Origin of the sequence: Corallococcus sp. AB032C (assembly GCF_003668935.1) — a bacterium.
GTDB classification, from domain to species: Bacteria; Myxococcota; Myxococcia; order Myxococcales; family Myxococcaceae; genus Corallococcus; species Corallococcus exiguus.
Genome location: NZ_RAWP01000043.1, coordinates 18,529 through 37,452 on the forward strand (window position 1 = coordinate 18,529; position 18,924 = coordinate 37,452).

11 protein-coding genes are annotated in these 18,924 nt (G+C 69.7%); 9 read left to right on the forward strand and 2 right to left on the reverse strand.

The features are described 5' to 3' along the window. Positions 1-61 precede the first annotated feature (61 nt). Entirely contained in the window at positions 62-796 is a 735-nt protein-coding gene (locus tag D7X99_RS20140; protein ID WP_121779196.1) for a lipopolysaccharide assembly protein LapB, read from the reverse strand. Positions 797-871: 75 nt separating this feature from the next. Between D7X99_RS20140 and D7X99_RS20145 the strand changes: the two genes are divergently transcribed. From D7X99_RS20145 to D7X99_RS20175, 7 genes are all read left to right on the forward strand, one after another. Continuing rightward, on the forward strand, positions 872-3,277 hold the full coding sequence (locus D7X99_RS20145) for an endonuclease MutS2 (protein ID WP_121779197.1): 2,406 nt from the start codon (positions 872-874) through the stop codon (positions 3,275-3,277). 79 nt (positions 3,278-3,356) lie between these two features. After that, positions 3,357-5,600 carry a putative metal-binding motif-containing protein gene (locus D7X99_RS20150; RefSeq protein WP_121779198.1) on the forward strand — a complete coding sequence of 748 codons (2,244 nt, stop codon included), beginning with the start codon at positions 3,357-3,359 and terminating at the stop codon, positions 5,598-5,600. A gap of 78 nt (positions 5,601-5,678) precedes the next feature. Continuing rightward, positions 5,679-7,865 carry a putative metal-binding motif-containing protein gene (locus D7X99_RS20155; protein ID WP_121779199.1) on the forward strand — a complete coding sequence of 729 codons (2,187 nt, stop codon included), beginning with the start codon at positions 5,679-5,681 and terminating at the stop codon, positions 7,863-7,865. Positions 7,866-8,223: 358 nt separating this feature from the next. Further along, positions 8,224-8,742: a putative metal-binding motif-containing protein gene (locus D7X99_RS44675; RefSeq protein ID WP_368667777.1), complete on the forward strand. Its 519-nt coding sequence runs from the start codon at positions 8,224-8,226 to the stop codon at positions 8,740-8,742. Between the two features lie 372 nt (positions 8,743-9,114). Then, on the forward strand, positions 9,115-9,705 hold the full coding sequence (locus D7X99_RS20170) for a DUF642 domain-containing protein (protein ID WP_121779202.1): 591 nt from the start codon (positions 9,115-9,117) through the stop codon (positions 9,703-9,705). A 275-nt stretch (positions 9,706-9,980) separates the two neighbouring features. Beyond that, complete coding sequence (locus D7X99_RS42345) at positions 9,981-10,403, forward strand: hypothetical protein (RefSeq protein WP_147476198.1); 423 nt, start codon at positions 9,981-9,983, stop codon at positions 10,401-10,403. Between the two features lie 197 nt (positions 10,404-10,600). Next, on the forward strand, positions 10,601-13,981 hold the full coding sequence (locus tag D7X99_RS20175; RefSeq protein WP_121779203.1) for an ATP-binding protein: 3,381 nt from the start codon (positions 10,601-10,603) through the stop codon (positions 13,979-13,981). A 4-nt stretch (positions 13,982-13,985) separates the two neighbouring features. Here the strand turns inward: D7X99_RS20175 and D7X99_RS20180 are convergent, their stop codons facing one another. Further along, the gene (locus D7X99_RS20180) at positions 13,986-17,423 is read right to left on the reverse strand and encodes an ADOP family duplicated permease (RefSeq protein ID WP_121779204.1); all 3,438 of its coding nucleotides are present in this window, start codon (positions 17,421-17,423) and stop codon (positions 13,986-13,988) included. Between the two features lie 167 nt (positions 17,424-17,590). Here D7X99_RS20180 and D7X99_RS20185 point away from each other — a divergent pair, with 167 nt between their 5' ends. Together D7X99_RS20185 and D7X99_RS20190 are read left to right on the forward strand one after the other, a co-directional pair. Then, positions 17,591-18,373 (forward strand): class I SAM-dependent methyltransferase, encoded by a 783-nt coding sequence (locus tag D7X99_RS20185; protein ID WP_121779205.1) that lies wholly within the window; start codon positions 17,591-17,593, stop codon positions 18,371-18,373. A 15-nt stretch (positions 18,374-18,388) separates the two neighbouring features. Then, positions 18,389-18,847, forward strand: coding sequence for a YdeI/OmpD-associated family protein (locus D7X99_RS20190; protein WP_121779206.1), 459 nt, complete (start codon positions 18,389-18,391; stop codon positions 18,845-18,847). Positions 18,848-18,924 lie beyond the last annotated feature (77 nt).

Sequence of the window (18,924 nt, forward strand, 5' to 3'; positions counted from 1 at the left end):
GGCAGTGTATGCAGCGCGTCGCGCGAAGCAATCGCCACGGACCGCGCTCCGCCGCTCGCTGTCAGCGCTTTGAAGGTTTGAGGGCCCGCATGTTGCGCTTCTCCGGCGCCGTCAGCTGCGCCCTCACCTTCGCTGCGAGCTGGGGCCTGTCCGTCCGCTCGTAGAAGGCCGCCAGGGTCCTCAAGACACCCGGGTTGTCCGGCTGGGCGTCGCGCGCGGCCAGGAACTCCCGCTCCGCGTCCAGCGTGCGGCCCTGTTTCTCCAGCACCGCCGCCAGCTGCATGCGCACCTGCACCCACGCGGGCCGGGACTTGGACAGGGGGCGGTAGTGCAGCTCCGCCTTGAGCCAGTCCCCGGCCTGCGCCCAGAGGCCCGCGAGCCGGAAGCGCGCGTCGTCATAGGACGGGCGCAGGGTCACGGCCTTCTCATAGGCGCGGATGGCGTCGAAGGTGGCGCTCTTCTCCTCCAGGAGCTGCCCCTGGAGGAAGTACACGCGGGGGTTGTCCGGGGCCTCACGAAGGGCCGCGTCCAGATGGGCGCGGGCACGGTCCAGCTCCGGGGCGCTGCCCCCCTTGAGGAGCAGCCGCGCGGCCTCCAGCCGGGGCAACTCCCAGCGGGGCTGGTTAGAGATCAGCCGCTCCAGGGCGACCAGTGCACCCACGTCGTTGCCCGAGGTCTCCAACGCCAGCGCATCCGCCAGCGGACTGGGGGCCGGGGTCGCTTGCGCCGTCAGGACCGGAGAGGCCGGTGCGTCGGACGCGCCCGCAAGCAGCGCCGCCACGAGAACCCACATCATGGTTGGCAGATAGCAGGTCCCGGTGGGCCACCTCAATACTTCCTCTTGACGGACACCCGGCCTCGCATGAAACCCATGACCGTGCAGATTTCCCAAAGGACGCTGGAAGACCTTGGTTTCTCGGAAGTGCTCCGCGCGCTGACGCAGCGCTGCCGCACCGAGCCAGGAAGGGAGCGGGTGCTGGCCCGTCCATTCCTGGACACCGAGACGGAGGTGGCCGAAGCGCTGGCGCTCGTCGACGAGGCCCGCTTCCTCTCCCAACAGCAGTTCTCCATGCCCCTGGGCGGCGTGACGGACCTGCGCACCGCGGTGGGCCACGCGGAGAAGGGCGGCGTGCTGGAGCCCCGCCAGCTCATCGACGCGGCCCAGCTGCTCTTCGCCTTCGCCCGCACCCGCGAGGCCCTGGACGAGCGCAAGGAGCGCATCCCCCGCCTGGTGGAGATCTCCAAGCGCCTGCCCTTCCTGGAGGCCATGGCGCGCCGGTTGGATCAGTGTTTCGAACCGGACGGAACCATCTCCGACCGCGCCAGCCCCGAGCTGAAGGAAGCGCGCGACCGCGCACGCGGCCTGCACCGGCGGATCAAGACGCGCCTGGACGAGATGCTCCACGACCTGACGTTCACCACCAAGCTGCGCGAGAACTACTACACGCTGCGCAACGGGCGGTACGTGGTGCCGGTGGTGTCGAACTACCGCGCGGAGGTGGACGGCATCGTCCACAACGCCAGCCAGACGGGGCAGACGCTCTTCATGGAGCCCCAGGCGATGGTGGGCCTGGGCAACGACCTGGCCATCGCGCAGTCGGAGGTCGCGGAGGAGGAGCTCAAGGTCCTCCAGGAGCTGAGCCGGCTCGTGGGCCGCGAATCCACGCGCATGCTGGAGGGCCTGGAGGCGGTGGCGGAGCTGGACGAGGTGGAGGCCATCGCCATCCTGTCCGCGGACCTGGACGCAACGACGCCCACCTTCGTGGGTGTGAAGGAGCTGCAGCTGCGCGCGCTGCGACACCCGCGCCTGGTGCTCAAGGGCACGGAGGTGGTGTCCAACGACGTGACGCTCACCGAAAGCGCCCGGGCGCTGGTGGTGTCCGGCCCCAACGCGGGCGGCAAGACGGTGACGCTGACGGGCGTGGGGCTGTGCGCGCTGATGCTGCGCGCGGGCCTGCCCATCCCGGTGGGCGAAGACTCCCGGATGCCGCTGTACCGCTCCGTGCACTCCACCGTGGGTGACACGCAGGACCTGTCGCAGGGCCTGTCCTCGTTCAGCGGCCACGTCACCCTGCTGCGGGACATCCTGGCGGCGGTGGGGACGGACTCGCTGGTGCTCATCGACGAGATCGCCTCGGACACGGATCCTCGCGAGGGCGCGGCCATCGCCATCGCGGTGCTGGAGGAGCTGTTGGGCAAGGGGGTGTACGTCCTGGTGACGACGCACCTGGAGGAGCTCAAGGCGCTGGCGCACATGGATCCGCGCTTCCTCAACGCGCGCGTGGGCTTCGACTCCAAGCGGATGGCGCCCACGTTCCGGTTGCAGATGGGCGCGTCCGGTCAGTCGTCCGCCATCGACGTGGCGGCGCGAGTGGGCCTGCCCCTCTCCGTGTGCGAGCGCGCGCGGGAGCTGTCGCTCAACGCGGGCGGCCCGCTCACCAAGGCGCTGGCGGCGGCGGAGGACGAGCGGCGCAAGCTCTACGAGGAGCTGGAGAAGGCGCGCATCGCGGCGAAGGAGGCGGAGGCGCTCCGCGCGGACCTGGAGAAGCAGAAGGTCGCCTTCGAGCGCGAGCGCAAGGGCCGGATGATGCAGTTCAACGAGGACGTGCACTCGGCCAGCGAGCACGCCGCCCAGGAGGTCCGCGATCTGCTGGCGAAGCTGCGCTCGGAGCAGAGCGAGAAGGCGCTCTCCGAGGCACGGCTGCAGCTGCAGCAGCGCGCGGACGAGGCGCAGAAGCGCGCGGCGGCGGCGAAGGCGGAGCTGTTCCAGGTGGAGGCCCCGGGGCCCGCGACCCTCAAGGTGGGCGCGTGGGTGCACCACTCCGGCCTGGGCCGGGACGTGGAGATCCTGGAGCTGACGGAGGGCCAGGCGGTGGTGTCCGCGGGCGGCGCGCTGAAGATGCGCGTGGCCACGACGGAGCTGTCCGGTTCGCGGGGCAAGAAGCCGCAGCAGGCGAAGTTCCCGGAGCAGCGGAAGGGCGAAGCGGCCCTGAAGCGCGCGGCCTCCGCGGCGCCGGCGCAGGTGGACGCCACGCACTTCCGCTGCGACGTGCGAGGCATGCGCGCGGACGACGCGCTGGCGGAGCTGGAGACGTTCCTGGACCAGGGCCTGCGCAAGGGCGAGGAGGCCGCGCTCATCATCCACGGGCACGGCACGGGAGCCCTCAAGCAGGCCATCCGGGACCACCTGGCCGCCTCGCCGTACATCCGCATGTTCCGCCCTGGCGAGAGTCACGAGGGCGGAGACGGCGTCACCGTGGTGGCCCTGCGCGGCTGAGTTCCCCTGTTGACGGGGAGTCGGGGTCTTACCGGCCCCGCTCCCCGGCGCAGGGAAGTGTTGGCTACAGTGCGGCGCCATGTATCGGCTCTGCCTGTTGGGATGTGTGGTGCTTCTGGCTGCCTGTGGGGAGAAGGCTCCCGACGAAGGCGCCATCCGTGTGTCCGTGAAGTACGGCTCCTTCCAGCCCGCGTGCGTGCGCGTGGAGGCGAAGGACGCGAAGGGGCACCAGGAAGCCACGGACATCCTCTCCAGCCAGTTCAAGAACGCGGAGAAAAACGAAGTCCTGGTCGCGGTGCGCCGGAAGGCGGACTGGGACACGGCGCTGGACATCACCGTGTCGTCGTACGCAGCGACCGACGGCAACCGCTGCTCGGGTGAAGCGGTGGAGCGGTTCACGAAGACTGCTCTTACGGTCGTTCCCAAGGAGTACACGCGCTACGACGTCACGTTGGCGGCGGTGGATGGGGACGGCGACGGCGCCCCCTCCCCCGTCGGCCTTGAATGGGCGGGCGTCTCCGACTGCGACGACACGCGGAACGACGTCCATCCGGGCGCCGAGGAGAAGTGCGACACGGCCATCGACTTCGACTGTGATGGCAAGAAGGCGTGCGCGGATGCGAAGTGCGCGCAGAAGACGTGCACGGACGGCGACCTTTGCAACACGGACAAGCGGTGCGTCGGCGTGGGGGCGGCGGCGCTGTGCGGAGGTGGCACGCCAAAGTGCACGCAGGGCGCGGGCCAATGCCAGGCGACGGTGACGTGCGAGGCTTCCACGGGTGCGTGCATCGACGGGAATGTGGTCGTCGGCACGGCCTGCGACACTGGGAACCCATGCATGCTCAATGGCCGCTGCACCGCGGGCAAGCAGTGCGTGGGCGACCCGAAGGCGTGCACCACGCCGTCGAACACCCAGTGCCAGGAATCCACGGGCACCTGCAACCCGACCAATGGCATCTGTGCGTACGCCCCCAAGCCGGTCACCGCGTCCTGCGTGGACGGCGACGCCTGCCACGATCCGGGCTTCTGCGATGGCCAGGGCACGTGCATGGGCACGGACACGCCCTGCCCTCCCAGGGAGTGCAATACGGTCGCGGGCTGCACGGCGAATAACTCCTGCATCTACGCGGGGGATCCCGCGCAGTTCAACCTGCCGTGCAGCGAGGATGGGTCCGGAACGCCGCGCGTGTGCCGCGCGGATGGTGAATGCGTCGCGTTCCCGTACACGCCCAGCAACTTCAATCCGAACACCATTCCTGGCGGTGACATCGGCGATCTGACGACCACGGGAGCGGTGGTGTTCGACACGGAGACCCGGACCTGGACACCCCAGGCGAACGGAGGCCCGGACACCACCGCCTTCAAGGTCCTCACGCAGCCCCAGACTGGCGGTGCCCCCGAAATCCTGCTCATTCCCGTGCGGACCCTGTCCCTGGGTGGCGAACTGCGCATCGTGGGCACCCATCCGGTCATCCTCGCCGTGTATGGGGATGCGACGCTGAACCACGACATCCTGGCCAGCGGGCGCATCGTGAACGACTCACCGGTTCCTGGAGCCGGCGGCAATCAGGCGTGCGCCACGTCGTCGCAGGGAAAGCCCGGGCAGTTCAGCGGAGGCCAGGGCGGCGGCGGAGGTGGCGCGGGTGGAGCGACGGCCGGAGCCAATGGCGGCAAGGGGGTCAACGCCAACGCCACGCCGGGCGACGCGGGTCCCCAGCAAGGCTCGACCCCCACGCCTCTTCTGGGTGGGTGCGCGGGAGGCGTTGGCGGTGGCACGGGCAACGCGGCCGGTGGGCCTGGCGGTGCTGGCGGTGGCGCCTTCCAGCTCTCGGTCGCCAGGACACTGACCATCGGAAAGATCCTCTCGGTGAGCGGCGGTGGTGGCCTGGGCGGCAAGGTGAGCACTTCGAATGGTTCGGCGGCGGGGGGTGGTGGCGGCGGGAGCGGCGGCCGCATCGTGCTGGAGGGCTTCCAGGTGACCCTGACGTCCAACGCGCGGATCACCGCCAATGGCGGCGGCGGTGGCGAAGGCGCCGCTGCCAGTGATGGAAGGAATGGCGCGAGTGGCAGCGAGGACTCCAACAGCAGCGCCAACGGCGGCGCGGATGGCACTCCCCTGGGGGGTGATGGTGGCAAGGGTGGCACTTCGAGCGCCCCCACGTCTGGCGACAACGGAGGAACGCTCGTGCTGGTGAACGGTGCTGGTGGCGGTGGCGGTGGCGCCGCGGGCTCCATCCACCTGCGCAGTGTTCGCTCCTGCGTCCTGAACAACGCCGTGCTCAGCCCAGCTCCCACGGGTGACTGTCCCGCCCCCTCCCCCTGACGTGTCGGGTTGGCCACCGGTTACGTCATCAGCCGCGAGGTTTCAGCGGAGAAGGGACGACAGGTAGACTGCGGAACCATGTATCGGCTCTGCCTGTTGGGATGTGCGTTGCTGCTGGCCGCCTGCGGAGAGAAGGCTCCCGACGAGGGAGCCATCCGCGTGTCCGTGACCTACGGCACCTTCAAGCCCGCGTGCGTGCGCGTGGAGGCGAAGGACGCGAAGGGGCACCAGGAGGCCACGGACATCCCGGCCGGCGCGTTCAAGAACCCGGAGAAGCAGGAGGTCCTGGTCGCGGTGCGCCGCAAGGCGGACTGGGACACGGCGCTGAGCCTCACGGTGTCGTCGTTCACGGAGGCTGCGGGCGACCGGTGCGCGGGCGAGGTCGTGGAGACGCGCCCCAGCGAGCAGCCCGTGGTCGTTCCCGCGAAGGCGTTCGCGCGGTGGGACCTCCGGCTCTCCGCCGAGGACAGCGACGGGGACGGGCACCTCACGGGTGCCACCTGGTCGATGCCGCCCGACTGCGTGGACTCCGATCCCACCATCCATCCTGGCGCCACCGAGACCTGCGGCGACACGGTGGACCTCAACTGCAATCAATTGGTGGGCTGCCAGGAGGCGAACTGCTGGGGCACGGCATGCGACGACGGCAATGCCTGCACGCTGAACGATCGCTGTGTGGGCCAGGGGATCGAGGCGCGGTGTGCTCCCGAGACCACGAAGACCTGCCCCCAGTCTGGCGGCGCGTGCCAGCCACGTCAGGAGTGTAAGCCCGAGACAGGCATGTGCGAGACCATCAGCTCCCCCGAGGGGCAGCCCTGCGACGACGGCAACAAGTGCACGAACGCAGACAAGTGCGACGCCAACGGGACGTGCTCGGGCACGCCGCTGTCTTGTACCACCACGGAGCAGTGCCTGGCGGCCCAGGGCACTTGCAACGTGAACACCGGCACCTGTGACTTCACGCCGCTCCCCAACACGACTCCCTGCCAGGACAACGAGAGGTGCACCGAGCCGGACCGCTGTGATGGGAACGGCCACTGCGTGGGAACGCCCAAGGTCTGCACGGCGCCGCTGTGCCAAAAGGTCAAGCAGGTCTGCTCGGCCACGAGCGACTGCGAGTTCGAGCCCGACGTCAACGGCCTCTGCACGACTTCGGGAGGAGTTCCCGGTGTGTGCCAGGCGGACCTCTCGTGCAGCCCGTTCCCCTACCGGCCCTACAACTTCGATCCGACCACCATCGCGGCCGCGGACATCGGTGAGCTCAAGACCAGCGCCGACATCACGTTCAACACCGCCGACAAGAGCTGGAACCCCACGAGTGCCATCTCCACCGCGGCATCGCTCAAGATCATTTCGATGCCGCAGCAGAATGGGAATCCACCCGTGCTGCTCATCCCGGTCAAGATCCTCGATCTGAATGGAACGCTGCGAATCATTGGCCCTTCCCCCGTCATCCTGGCGGTCTATGGCGACGTGAACCTCAGTCAGTCCATCCTCGCCTCGGGCATCATCACGAATCCCACTGCGGCTTGCGGCACCTCCCAGGGCGGGAACGGGACGTACGGCGGAAAGAATGGCGGAGGCGGTGGCGGCGCGGGCAATGGCAGCCCTGGCGTCAACGGTGGAGCGGGCTACAACAACAGCCAGAGGTTTGGCGCTGCGGGAACCTCCCGGCCCACCGGGGCCGAGCCCCTTCTGGGAGGCTGCCCGGGCGGCAACGGTGGCGGCAATGGTTCCGCAACTCCCGGCACGGGCGGAGCCGGTGGCGGCGCCATCCAGCTATCGGTCGCGCGCAACCTGACGATATCGAAGGCCGTCGGCGCGAGTGGCTTTGGTGGCCAGAAAGGCATCGGCGGGGGCGGAGGAGGCGGCGGCAGTGGCGGCCGGGTGGTGCTGGAAGCCTTCCAGCTGACACTCAGTTCGAGTGCTCGCGTTACCGCCAATGGTGGCGGCGGTGGCGAGGGAGGATCCAGCACCAACAATGACGGCGTGAACGGAGCCAATGGCAATGAGGACTCCGCGAGTCCGGCCACTGGAGGCACCGGTGGGAACGACACGGGAGGCGCTGGCGGCGCCGGAGGGGCGGGCACGTCGGGTCCCGTCAAAGGCACTGAAGGAACCAAGGACAGCTTCAATACCGAGGGCAGCGGCGGTGGTGGCGGTGGCACCGCAGGCTACATCCACCTGCGCAGCGTCCAGTCTTGTTCCCTCGCGAGCGGACACGTCATCAGCCCTCTCGCCACGGGTGGCTGCACGGTCCCCTGACCCGCGTCCCTCTTGGAATTCTGGCAATAGAGGGTTGACGGGTACAGTGCGGCACCATGCGTCTGCTCTGTCTATTGACCTGTGTGGTGCTGCTGTCCGCCTGCCGCATGAAGGAACCCGCCGAGGCGTGCTTCGCGTGAGGGTGAAGTGCCCCTCCTACCGACCTCAATGCCTACGCGTAGAGGTAGATGACGGACTCAATAAGGTGGGAACGGACCTTCCCTCCGACCAACTCAAGGGGCCTGACTCGAAGGACGTTGAGGTCGCGATGGTCCGCAAGCCGACGTGGGGCGTTCGGCTGAACGTGACGGTGACTTCATTCTCTGCCTTCAACGGCAATCAATGCGCGGGGGCCGTCATGGAGGTCCACGAGGACCGTGCGTTGAAAACACGGTCCGGCAAGTCCATCGATTGGATCGTCACCTTGCTGGCGGTGGACCGGGATGGGGATGGCTTTGTCGCGAGTGTTCCCGGCACGGCGTCACCCGACTGTGATGACTCCCGTGCGGACATCCATCCAGGGGCTCCGGAGTTGTGTGACGTGGGGGTCGACTGTGATTGTGATGGCCTCAAGTCCTGCGCGGACAGCGACTGCTTGGGGAAGCCCTGCCTGGATGGGGATGTCTGCCATGAACAGGGGCTTTGTAATGGCAGCGGCACATGCACCGGCACCCCCACGCCATGCCCAGCCAAGGTTTGCAATCAGGTAACGGGCTGTACGCGCATTGCGTCCTGCTACTACTCGCCCGATCAGACACAACTCCACCAGCCCTGCGGCGACTACGGGTCTGGCGTCCCGCAGGTCTGCCGCGCCGATGGCCAGTGCTCCCCGTTTCCCTATGCTCCGAATCGATCAAGACGGAGCCAACGGCGCTAATGGCAGCGAGACCCGTGGCGTTCCTGCCACCGGCGGCTCAGGAGCGAGCACCGCAGGTGGTGGGGGTGGCGAAGGCGGTGCGTCGAACCTTCCTTTGAAGGGCGCCGGAGGAGGTTTGCAAGGAGGAGGTGGCGGTGGCGGTGCCGCGGGCTCCATCCACCTACGCAGCGTCCAGCCCTGTGTCATCAATGCCTCATCCGTGATCAGTCCCGCACCCACGGGTGGCTGCGCACCCCTCTGACCCGCCCGGAGGCCAACCAGGCCAGCAACCCCACTGTGAAGTTTCACACACTTAATGTGAAATCATGTATAGTATGTTTCGCCTGTCGCACGACGCGCGGGCGAAACACATCTCAGGGGGAATCACATCATATGAATGGCAAGCAAGTGCTGCGTCGCGGCGCGGTGGTGGGCTTTGGCTTCTTCGCGCTGATGGGCTGTGGGGGCCCGGATGCCGCGATCCAGGAGCCGGAGCTCGGCAACGTCGAGCAGGGCGTCGTCGTGTCGACCAACGGCAGCTTTGAGAACAACAACATCGGCAATTTCAACTACGTGGTCCTCAACGCCGGTAGCACGGCGCTGCCGGGCTGGACCATCACCGGCGGCATCAAGGTGATGAAGAACACGTACAAGGCGGCGCAGAGCGGCATCCAGTCCATCGACCTCAACGGCCTGGGCGCGGGCTCCCTGTACCAGGACGTCCCCACCGTCGTCGGCGGCGGCTACACGGTGTCCTTCTACGTGTCCAACAGCCCCACCTGCACCACCGTGTCCCGGTCGGCCACCCTCAACTACGGCCCGAGCACCGCCAGCTTCTCCAACAGCTCCGGGACGTGGTCGACGTTCCCGCGCACCTACGTGTTCAACGCCACCAGCACCGTCTCGCGTATCGAGCTCATCAGCACCTCCGGTGGCGTCGGCTGCGGTCTGGCCATCGACAACCTCACCGTGACCGGACCGTGATGCACGCGGTCCGCTGATCCATGCGGGCTCAGGGCCGCCGCTCCCCTATTCGTGGGGCGGCGGCCCTCTCTGCGCCTGGACGGTGGACCCGGGGTCGCGTGACCGCCCCGCTCCATCCCACAAACGCAGCATCTGGTTCTGACCCTCCTGGAGGGCAGCAGTCAGCGCAACACCACCACCCGCCAAGCCACACACACTGGAAGTGAACACACCTAGAGTGTGTTTCGCCCGACATGAAGCACGGGCCAAACATTTCTCAACGGGAATCACACCACATGAATGGCAATCACATGCTGCGTCTCGGCACCCCGGTGGGCTTTGGCCTCTTCACGCTGGCGGGCTGCGGGGGGCCGGACGCCGCGCGCACCGAGCCGGAGCTGAGCAGCGTCGAGCAGGGCATCAACGTCGCCACCAACGGCAGCTTCGAGACCCACGCCATTGGCTCGTCCAATTACGTCATCCTCAACGCCGGCAGCACGGCACTGCCGGGGTGGACCATCACGTCCGCCATCAAGGTGATGAAGAGCCCGTACAAGGCGGCGCCCGAAAACCTCCGCGTTCTCCACGACGTCCGGCGCATGGAGCCAACCGCGCATGTACGGGTTCACCGCCACCAGCACCACCACGCGGATCCAGTTCACCAGCACGTCGAAGTTCACCAACTGCGGTCTGGCCATCGACAACTTCAAGGTGGGTGACCGGACCGTGATGCACGCGGTCCGCTGACCCGGGCCGTGGACGGTCGCCTGGTCACCCTCCAGGGGACCGCCGTTCATCGATGCACGTTTCGCCAGGGCCTCCGCTCTGCGCACTGGCCATCGCCCCGCGAAACCCCGAAGTTCCACAATCCAGCAGTGGCCTCCATTCTTGAAGGCGCGCCTGGGCGTGGAGGCACATGGGCGCGGTGGACGACATCCTGCGAGGCGGTGGCGCGTGTGGCGCCCTGCTTCGGCAGGTGGACTGGGCGAAGACGTCCCTGGGCCCCGTGGAGACCTGGCCCCAGTCGCTGCGCACGGCCGTCAGCATCGTGCTCGCGTCCGACTATCCGCTCTACGTCGCGTGGGGTCCGGAGTTCGTCCAGTTCTACAACGACGCGTACCGGCCCATCTGTGGGCGCACGAAGCACCCCGCCGCCCTGGGACAGGCCGCGGCCGTCACCTGGCCGGAGGTCTGGCACATGCTGGGCCCCGGCTGGGAGCGCATGCGCCAGACCGGCGAGGCCATCTTCGTCAATGACCTGATGATGCCGCTCGACCGCAACGGCTTCGTCGAGGAGTGCTACTTCACCTACAGCCACTCGCCCGTGCGCGACGAGTCCGGCGACGTGGCGGGCATCTTCGCGGCGCTCACGGAGACCACCGGACAGGTGGTGGGTACGCGGCGGCTGGACATGCTGCGCGAGCTGGGTGCCTCCACCGCGGACCGGGCCACCACGGACGACGCCTGTCGCGAGGCCATGCGCGTCATCGCCGCGGCGCCGCTCGACGTGCCCTTCGCCCTGCTCTACCTGGTGGACGACGCCACCGGCACCGCGCGGCTCGCCGGGACGAGCGGGATAACGGCGGGGGATGCGCTCGCTCCCGAGTCGATGCCCCTCCCGGACAGCAAGGGCCAGGCGCGCGCGGACTGGCCCCTGGGCTACGCCGCGAGCACCCGCGCGGCCTTCCTCTGGGAGAGGCTGCCAGGGGAGACAGGCACCGTCGCGGTGGGGCCGTGGCCGGAGGGAACGGCCTCCGCTTGGGTGCAGCCCCTTCCGCGCGTGGGGCATGCGCGGCCCGCGGGCTTCCTGGTGACGGGGCTGAGCCGCAGGCTGGCGCTGGACGAGAAGTACCGGGGCTTCCTGGAGCTGCTGGCCCGGGGCGTGACGACGGCCATCTCCCAGGCCCGCGCTCGCGAGGAGGAGCGCCGCCGCGTGGAGGCGCTGGCCGCGTTGGACCGCGCGAAGACGGACTTCTTCAGCAACGTGAGCCACGAGTTCCGGACTCCGCTGGCGTTGATTCTGGGGCCGGTGGAGGACGGGCTCCAGGATTCGCTGGAGCCGCTCGGCCCCCGGCAGCTCGAACGGCAGCGGACGGTGCACCGCAATGGCTTGCGGCTGCTCAAGCTCGTCAACACGCTGCTGGAGTTCTCCCGCATCGAAGCGGGCCGCCTGCACGCGACCGGGGTGCCCACCGACCTCGCCGCGCTCACCCGCGGGCTCGCCAGCGGCTTCCGCTCCACCGTGGAGCGCGCGGGCCTGACGCTCGACGTGGACTGTCCCCCGCTGCCGCATCCCGTGAAGGTGGATCCGGATCAGTGGGAGAAGATCGTCCTCAACCTCATCTCCAACGCGTTCAAGTTCACGCACCAGGGCGGCATCCGCGTGAGCCTGCGCTGGCGGGGAACGCAGGTGGTGCTGCGCGTGGCGGACACCGGCACGGGCATTCCACCGGAGGAACTGCCGCGCATCTTCGACCGCTTCCACCGAGTGCAGGGCGCGCAGGGACGCAGCTACGAGGGCAGCGGCATCGGGCTCGCGCTGGTGCGGGAGCTGGTTCGCCTGCATGGCGGCGACGTGCAGGCGGAGAGCCGCCCCGGACAGGGCAGCACCTTCTCCGTGACACTGCCCGCGGAGGCGCCCTCCCTGGCCGACGCTCCACGGGAGACGGCGGCGTCCACGTCCGCGCGCGCCCCGACGAGCGCGACCGCCGCGGCGTTCCTGGAGGAGGCGTCCGGCTGGTTGGGGCCGGAGGCCACGCCGGCCTTGCTCGCGGTCGACGCGGCCCCCAAGCCCCTCATGAGGACCGTGGGCGGCCATGTCCTGTTCGCGGACGACAACGCGGACATGCGCGCGTATGTGCACTCGCTGCTCGCGGACCGCTTCGAGGTGACGCTCGCGGCGAACGGGCTGGAGGCGCTGGAGTCCTGCCGGGCCCGGATGCCGGACCTCGTCATCAGCGACGTGATGATGCCGGAGATGGATGGCTTCGGGCTCCTGCGGCGGCTGCGCGAGGACCCGGCGACGGTGCACGTGCCCGTCATCCTGCTGTCCGCGCGCGCCGGCGATGAGGCCACGGTGGAGGGCCTGCGCATGGGCGCCACCGACTATCTGGTGAAGCCGTTCTCCGCGCGGGAGTTGCTGGCGCGCGTGGAGGGAAATCTCGCGGCGGCGCGGGCGCGCAGGGAGCAACGCCTGGCGGAACGGGAGCGCGAGAAGCTGATTGCCGTGGTGGAGCAGTCCTCGGACCTCATCGGCATTGGAGGACCGGACGGACGGGCGCTGTTCGTCAACGAGGCAGGCCAGCGGATGCTGGGACTGGAGGGGCCGGAAGCGGTGCGAATCACGCACCTGTTCGACTACTTCCTGGAGGAGGACCGCGCCTACGTGCGCGACGTCATCCTGCCCAGGCTGCGCGAGCACGGGCGCTGGGACGGAGAGTTCCGCCTCCGCCACTTCCGCACCGGAGCGGCGATCCCCGTGCACTACAACTTCTTCACGCTGCGCGATGCCGCGACGGGCGAGGACATGGGCATCGCCACGGTGAGTCGCGACATCACCGAACGCCACCGGCGCGAGGCGGAGGCGCGAGAGCAGCGGGAGTTCGAGCAGCAGCTCATCGGCATCGTCAGCCACGACCTGCGCAATCCGCTCAACGCCATCCTCCTGTCGGCGAACGCCCTGCTCCAGCGCGATGACCTGGGGGACCGCGCGACGAAGAACACCGGCCGCATCATCAGCAGCGCCGAGCGCGCCAACCGCCTCATCCGCGACCTGCTGGACGTGACGCAGGCGAGGCTGGGCGGAGGGCTGCCGGTGCAGCGGCGCCGCATGGACTTCCACGAGGCCACGCGCCACGCGCTGGAGGAGGTCCAGGTGGCGTTCCCTGAGCGACAGGTGGTCCTGGATCAACAGGGTGACGGCCTGGGCGCATGGGACGAGGAGCGGCTGGGTCAGGTGGTGCAGAACCTGGTCACCAACGCCCTTCGCTACGGCGAGCCGGGCTCCACGGTGCGGGTGTCCACGCGCGAGGAGAGGGAGGAGCTCGTCCTGGAAGTCCACAACCGGGGCCGGCCCATTCCGCCGGAGATGCTGCCCACCCTCTTCCAGGCCATGCGGCGCGGCCACCATGACGAAGGCCGCTCGTCGCGCAGCGTGGGACTGGGGCTCTACATCGTGCAGCAGGTGGCGCGCGCACACGGAGGCCACGTGAGCGCGACCTCCAGCGAAGAGGCCGGAACAACGTTCACGGTCCGCATGCCGAGGGAAGCGCCCCCCGCCTACGACACCGTGTCCTGAAGCCCTATTCGTCCGCCCGGAGCGCGATGGCGGGCGTCACGCGCAGCGCGCGGCGTGCGGGCAACCAACTGGCCACGAGCGCCACCGCGCCCAGTAGGAGGGGCACGCCTCCGAACGTCAGGGCGTCCAACGCGCCCACGCCGTAGAGCATCCCCGCGAGGCCGCGCGCGAGCACCGCCATGGCCGTGAGCAGGCCGCTCATCACCCGCGTGCGGCCCAGACTCTCCTCGACCACGGCCTCCAGGTCGCGCACCTGGACCAGCGGCAGGTTTGGATCCACCGCGCGAAGCTGTTCGCGCAGCGCGGGCAGCAGCGCCTGCGAGTCCCGGGTGGCGCGCACGGCGATGACCATGAACAGGCCCTCGAATTGATCCATGGGCAGGTACACCTCCGCGCGCGGCTCCTCCGCGAGGCTCGCGTGGTGCACGTCGCCCACCACACCCACCACCTCCCGGAACGGCTCGCCGTCGAGCGTCAGCCGTGCGCGCTGGCCCAACGCCGACCCCTTCGACAGGAAGCGCCGCGCGAAGGTCTCGTTGACCACCATCACCGGCGCCGCGCCCGCGCCGTCCATGGAGTTCACGTCGCGTCCCTCCTTCAGCGGGATGCGCAGCGTGGCGAAGTAGCCGTCGCTCACCGCGCGGAAGTTGACCGCTTCGCGCGCCTGGGCCTCCGCCTCTGTCTCACCGGGCAGCACCACCGCGCTGAAGCCGTTGCGGTTCCACAGCGGCAGTGTGCTGGCCAGCCCCGCGGACTGCACCGACGGCAACGCCCGCACCCGCGCCAGCAGCTCCGCGCTCACCTGCCGTCGGCGGGTGTCATCCCTCCCGTAGGCCTCGCGGGGGAATGACAGGTCCATCGCGCTGACGCCTCGCGGGTCGAAGCCCGGCGCCACGGAGTGCAGCGCATGGAGCGTGCGCAGCATCAGGCCCGCGCCCACCAGCGGCACGAGCGCCAACGCGACCTGCGCGACCACCAGCACGGCCCGCGCCCGCATCGGTCCGGTCACGCCCTTCCCTCCGCGAAGCCCTCCGAGCGCCCCCTTCGCCTCCGCGCGGGATGCGCGCAGCGCGGGCACCAGGCCGAAGAGGACGCTGGTCGTCAGCGACAGGCCCGCCGCGATGGCGAGCACGTGCGGCTCCAACCGGAGCTCCTCCGGCGACACGACCTCTCCGGGGACGAACACGCGCAGGAGGTCCATCCCCCACAACGCCAGCAGCAGGCCCGCCGCGCCGCCCATCAGGGCCAGCACCGCGCTCTCCGCCAGGAACTGCCGCACCAGCCGTCCCCGGTCCGCGCCCAGCGCCATGCGGATGCCCAGCTCGCGCGTGCGCTGGCTCACCGTGTACACCAGCACGCCGTACAGGCCCACGCCCGCCAGCGTCAGCGCGAGCACCGCCATGGCCGTGAGCAGGCCGCTCATCACCCGCGTGCGGCCCAGACTCTCCTCGACCACGGCCTCCAGGTCGCGCACCTGGACCAGCGGCAGGTTTGGATCCACCGCGCGAAGCTGTTCGCGCAGCGCGGGCAGCAGCGCCTGCGAGTCCCGGGTGGCGCGCACGGCGATGACCATGAACAGGCCCTCGAATTGATCCATGGGCAGGTACACCTCCGCGCGCGGCTCCTCCGCGAGGCTCGCGTGGTGCACGTCGCCCACCACACCCACCACCTCCCGGAACGGCTCGCCGTCGAGCGTCAGCCGTGCGCGCTGGCCCAACGCCGACCCCTTCGACAGGAAGCGCCGCGCGAAGGTCTCGTTGACCACCATCACCGGCGCCGCGCCCGCGCCGTCCATGGAGTTCACGTCGCGTCCCTCCTTCAGCGGGATGCGCAGCGTGGCGAAGTAGCCGTCGCTCACCGCGCGGAAGTTGACCGCTTCGCGCGCCTGGGCCTCCGCCTCTGTCTCACCGGGCAGCACCACCGCGCTGAAGCCGTTGCGGTTCCACAGCGGCAGTGTGCTGGCCAGCCCCGCGGACTGCACCGACGGCAACGCCCGCACCCGCGCCAGCAGCTCCGCGCTCACCTGCCGTCGGCGGGTGTCATCCCTCCCGTAGGCCTCGCGGGGGAATGACAGGTCCATCGCGCTGACGCCTCGCGGGTCGAAGCCCGGCGCCACGGAGTGCAGCGCATGGAGCGTGCGCAGCATCAGGCCCGCGCCCACCAGCGGCACGAGCGCCAACGCGACCTGCGCGACCACCAGCACGGCCCGCGCCCGCATCGGTCCGGTCACGCCCTTCCCTCCGCGAAGCCCTCCGAGCGCCCCCTTCGCCTCCGCGCGGGATGCGCGCAGCGCGGGCACCAGGCCGAAGAGGACGCTGGTCGTCAGCGACAGGCCCGCCGCGATGGCGAGCACGTGCGGCTCCAACCGGAGCTCCTCCGGCGACACGACCTCTCCGGGGACGAACACGCGCAGGAGGTCCATCCCCCACAACGCCAGCAGCAGGCCCGCCGCGCCGCCCATCAGGGCCAGCACCGCGCTCTCCGCCAGGAACTGCCGCACCAGCCGTCCCCGGTCCGCGCCCAGCGCCGCGCGCACCGCCACCTCGCGCTCGCGGGCACTGGCGCGCGCGAGCAGCAGGTTCGCCACGTTGGCGCACGCCACGCACAGCACCAGCGCCATCACTCCTGCCAGCAGCCACAGTTGCTCGCGCGAGGTCTCCACCACCTGTTCATGCAACGGCACCAGCCGCACCCCGGGCGCCGCTTCACTGCCGCCCATCGTCGCGGCCCACGCGCGCGAGTGTTCCTCCAGCTCCGCGCGTGCGCGCTCCAGCGGGACACCCGGCCGCAACCGGCCCACGCCCCGCAGGTACAGCTCCTCCGAAGCCTGACCCGGAGGCGCGGGCGTCAGCGGCTTCCACAGGTCCACGCCCGGCCAGAAGCGGAACGACGCGGGCAGCACGCCCTGGACGACATGGGGTGCGCCATCCAACGTGAGCGTCTGGCCCACCACGTCCGCGCGTCCACCGAAGTGGCTCCGCCAGAAGGCGTGGGACACGAGCACGCTCCGGTCTCGCCCTGCCCCCTGGGACTCCGGTCCGAAGTCCTGTCCACGCTCGGGCCGCACACCCAGCAGTGACAGCAGGCCCGGCGTCGCGAGCCCCGCGCGCACCCGCTGCGCCGCGCTCGGGCCGGTCAGCGTGTAGTCCATCGCGGTGGCGCCCTCGATGGCCTGGAACGCGCCCGGACGCTCGCGCCACGCCTGGAGGTACGAGTACGCCACACCGCCCCGCTCACGCTGCGGCGTGGACTGATACAGGCGCAGCAGCTCCTGGGGTTCAGGGTACGGCAGGGGTTTGAGCAGCACCTGATACACGAGGCTGAAGACGGCGGTGGTGGCTCCGATGGCGAGCGCGAGCGTGGCCACCACGACCGAGGTGAACACGGGCTCGCGGCGCATCCGGCGCAGCGACAGGCGGACGTCTTGGAGGAGCTGGGACATGGCGTCGGTCCAGGGCGGGCTGCAACTCTAGCGCCACGGCCGCCCTGCGGGTCGGAGGGCCTCCGGGACGGACGCGCGGTGTCCGCTCGTGGCACGTGGTGTCCCGCAAGCGGACAGTGACCTTCTTTTCGGAAGGAAGGCGCGGGTGCGGGCGATATGGATCGCCCATGCGAAATGCACTGATGGCGGCATCGTTCCTGGCCCTCGCGGGCTGCTCCCACTCGACGCCCACGGCTCCGGCGTCTCCCACCCAGACGCATTCGGCGGCCGTATCCGCACAGGCGCTGGTGGATGCGCCGGACCGCACGGAGGCGGACCGCAAGCTGGACGCGGGCCGGCATCCGGCCGCCCTGCTGGAGTTCGTGGGCGTGAAGCCCGGCATGCACGTGGCGGAGCTGATGGCGGGCGGCGGCTACACCACGGAGCTGCTGGCGCGCGCGGTGGGGCCCGAGGGCAAGGTGTACGGCGAGAACCCCAAGGTCGTGCTGGAGCGGTTCGCGGAGAAGCCGTGGCAGGAGCGGCTGGCGCGGCCAATGAACCAGAACGTGGTGCGCCTGGACCGTGAGCTGGACGCGCCCTTCCCGCCCGAGCTGAACGGCACGCTGGACGCGGTGGTGAGCCACATCATCTACCACGACACGGGATGGCTGGGCGTCGACCGGGCGAAGATGAACGCGGCGGTGTTCCAGGCGCTCAAGCCGGGCGGCGTGTACGTCATCCTCGACTCCAGCGCGAAGGCGGGCACGGGCATCACGGAAGGCCAGACGCTGCACCGCATCGACGAGCAGCTGGTGCGTGACGAGGTGCAGACCGCGGGCTTCCAGTTCCAGGAGGAGAGCAAGGTCTGGCGCAACCCGGAGGACACGCGCGACTGGAGCTCCAGTCCGGGCGCAGCGGGCGAGCGCCGGGGCACGAGCGACCGGTTCGCGTTCAAGTTCGTCAAGCCGTAGGCCAGGGACACGCTCATGGCCGCGCGCAAGTTCAAGGCGAAGCTCGAGGTTGCCAATGACATGGGAGGCCGGTTCGTGCGCTGTCCGTTCGACAGCCGCGAGGAATACGGAGAAGCCCGGCCGCCCGTGGTGGGCACCGTCAACGGCGAGCCCTTCCGGAGCCGGTTGATGGTGTACGGAGGCATCACGTACCTGGGCTTCACCAAGGAGGTGCGCGAGGCCGCGGGCGTCGAGGACGGCGCGATGCTGAGCATCACGCTGGAGCGGGACACGGCACCTCGGGAGATCGAGGTGCCGGAAGACCTCCAGCGTGCACTGGACGCGGAGCCCGCGCTGCGGGACGTCTTCACGAACCTGGCGTTCACGCATCGCAAGGAGTTCGTGAAGGCGCTCACCGAAGCGAAGAAGGAGGAGACCCGCGCCCGCCGCCTGGCCCAGACGCTGGAGAAGCTGCGCGCCAAGGTGGCAAAGTAGCCTCGGAGGCACACGAAGACATGGTTCCCAGGTGGCTTCGACTCGAGGAGGAAACGACCCTGTGGCGGGCAGTGCCC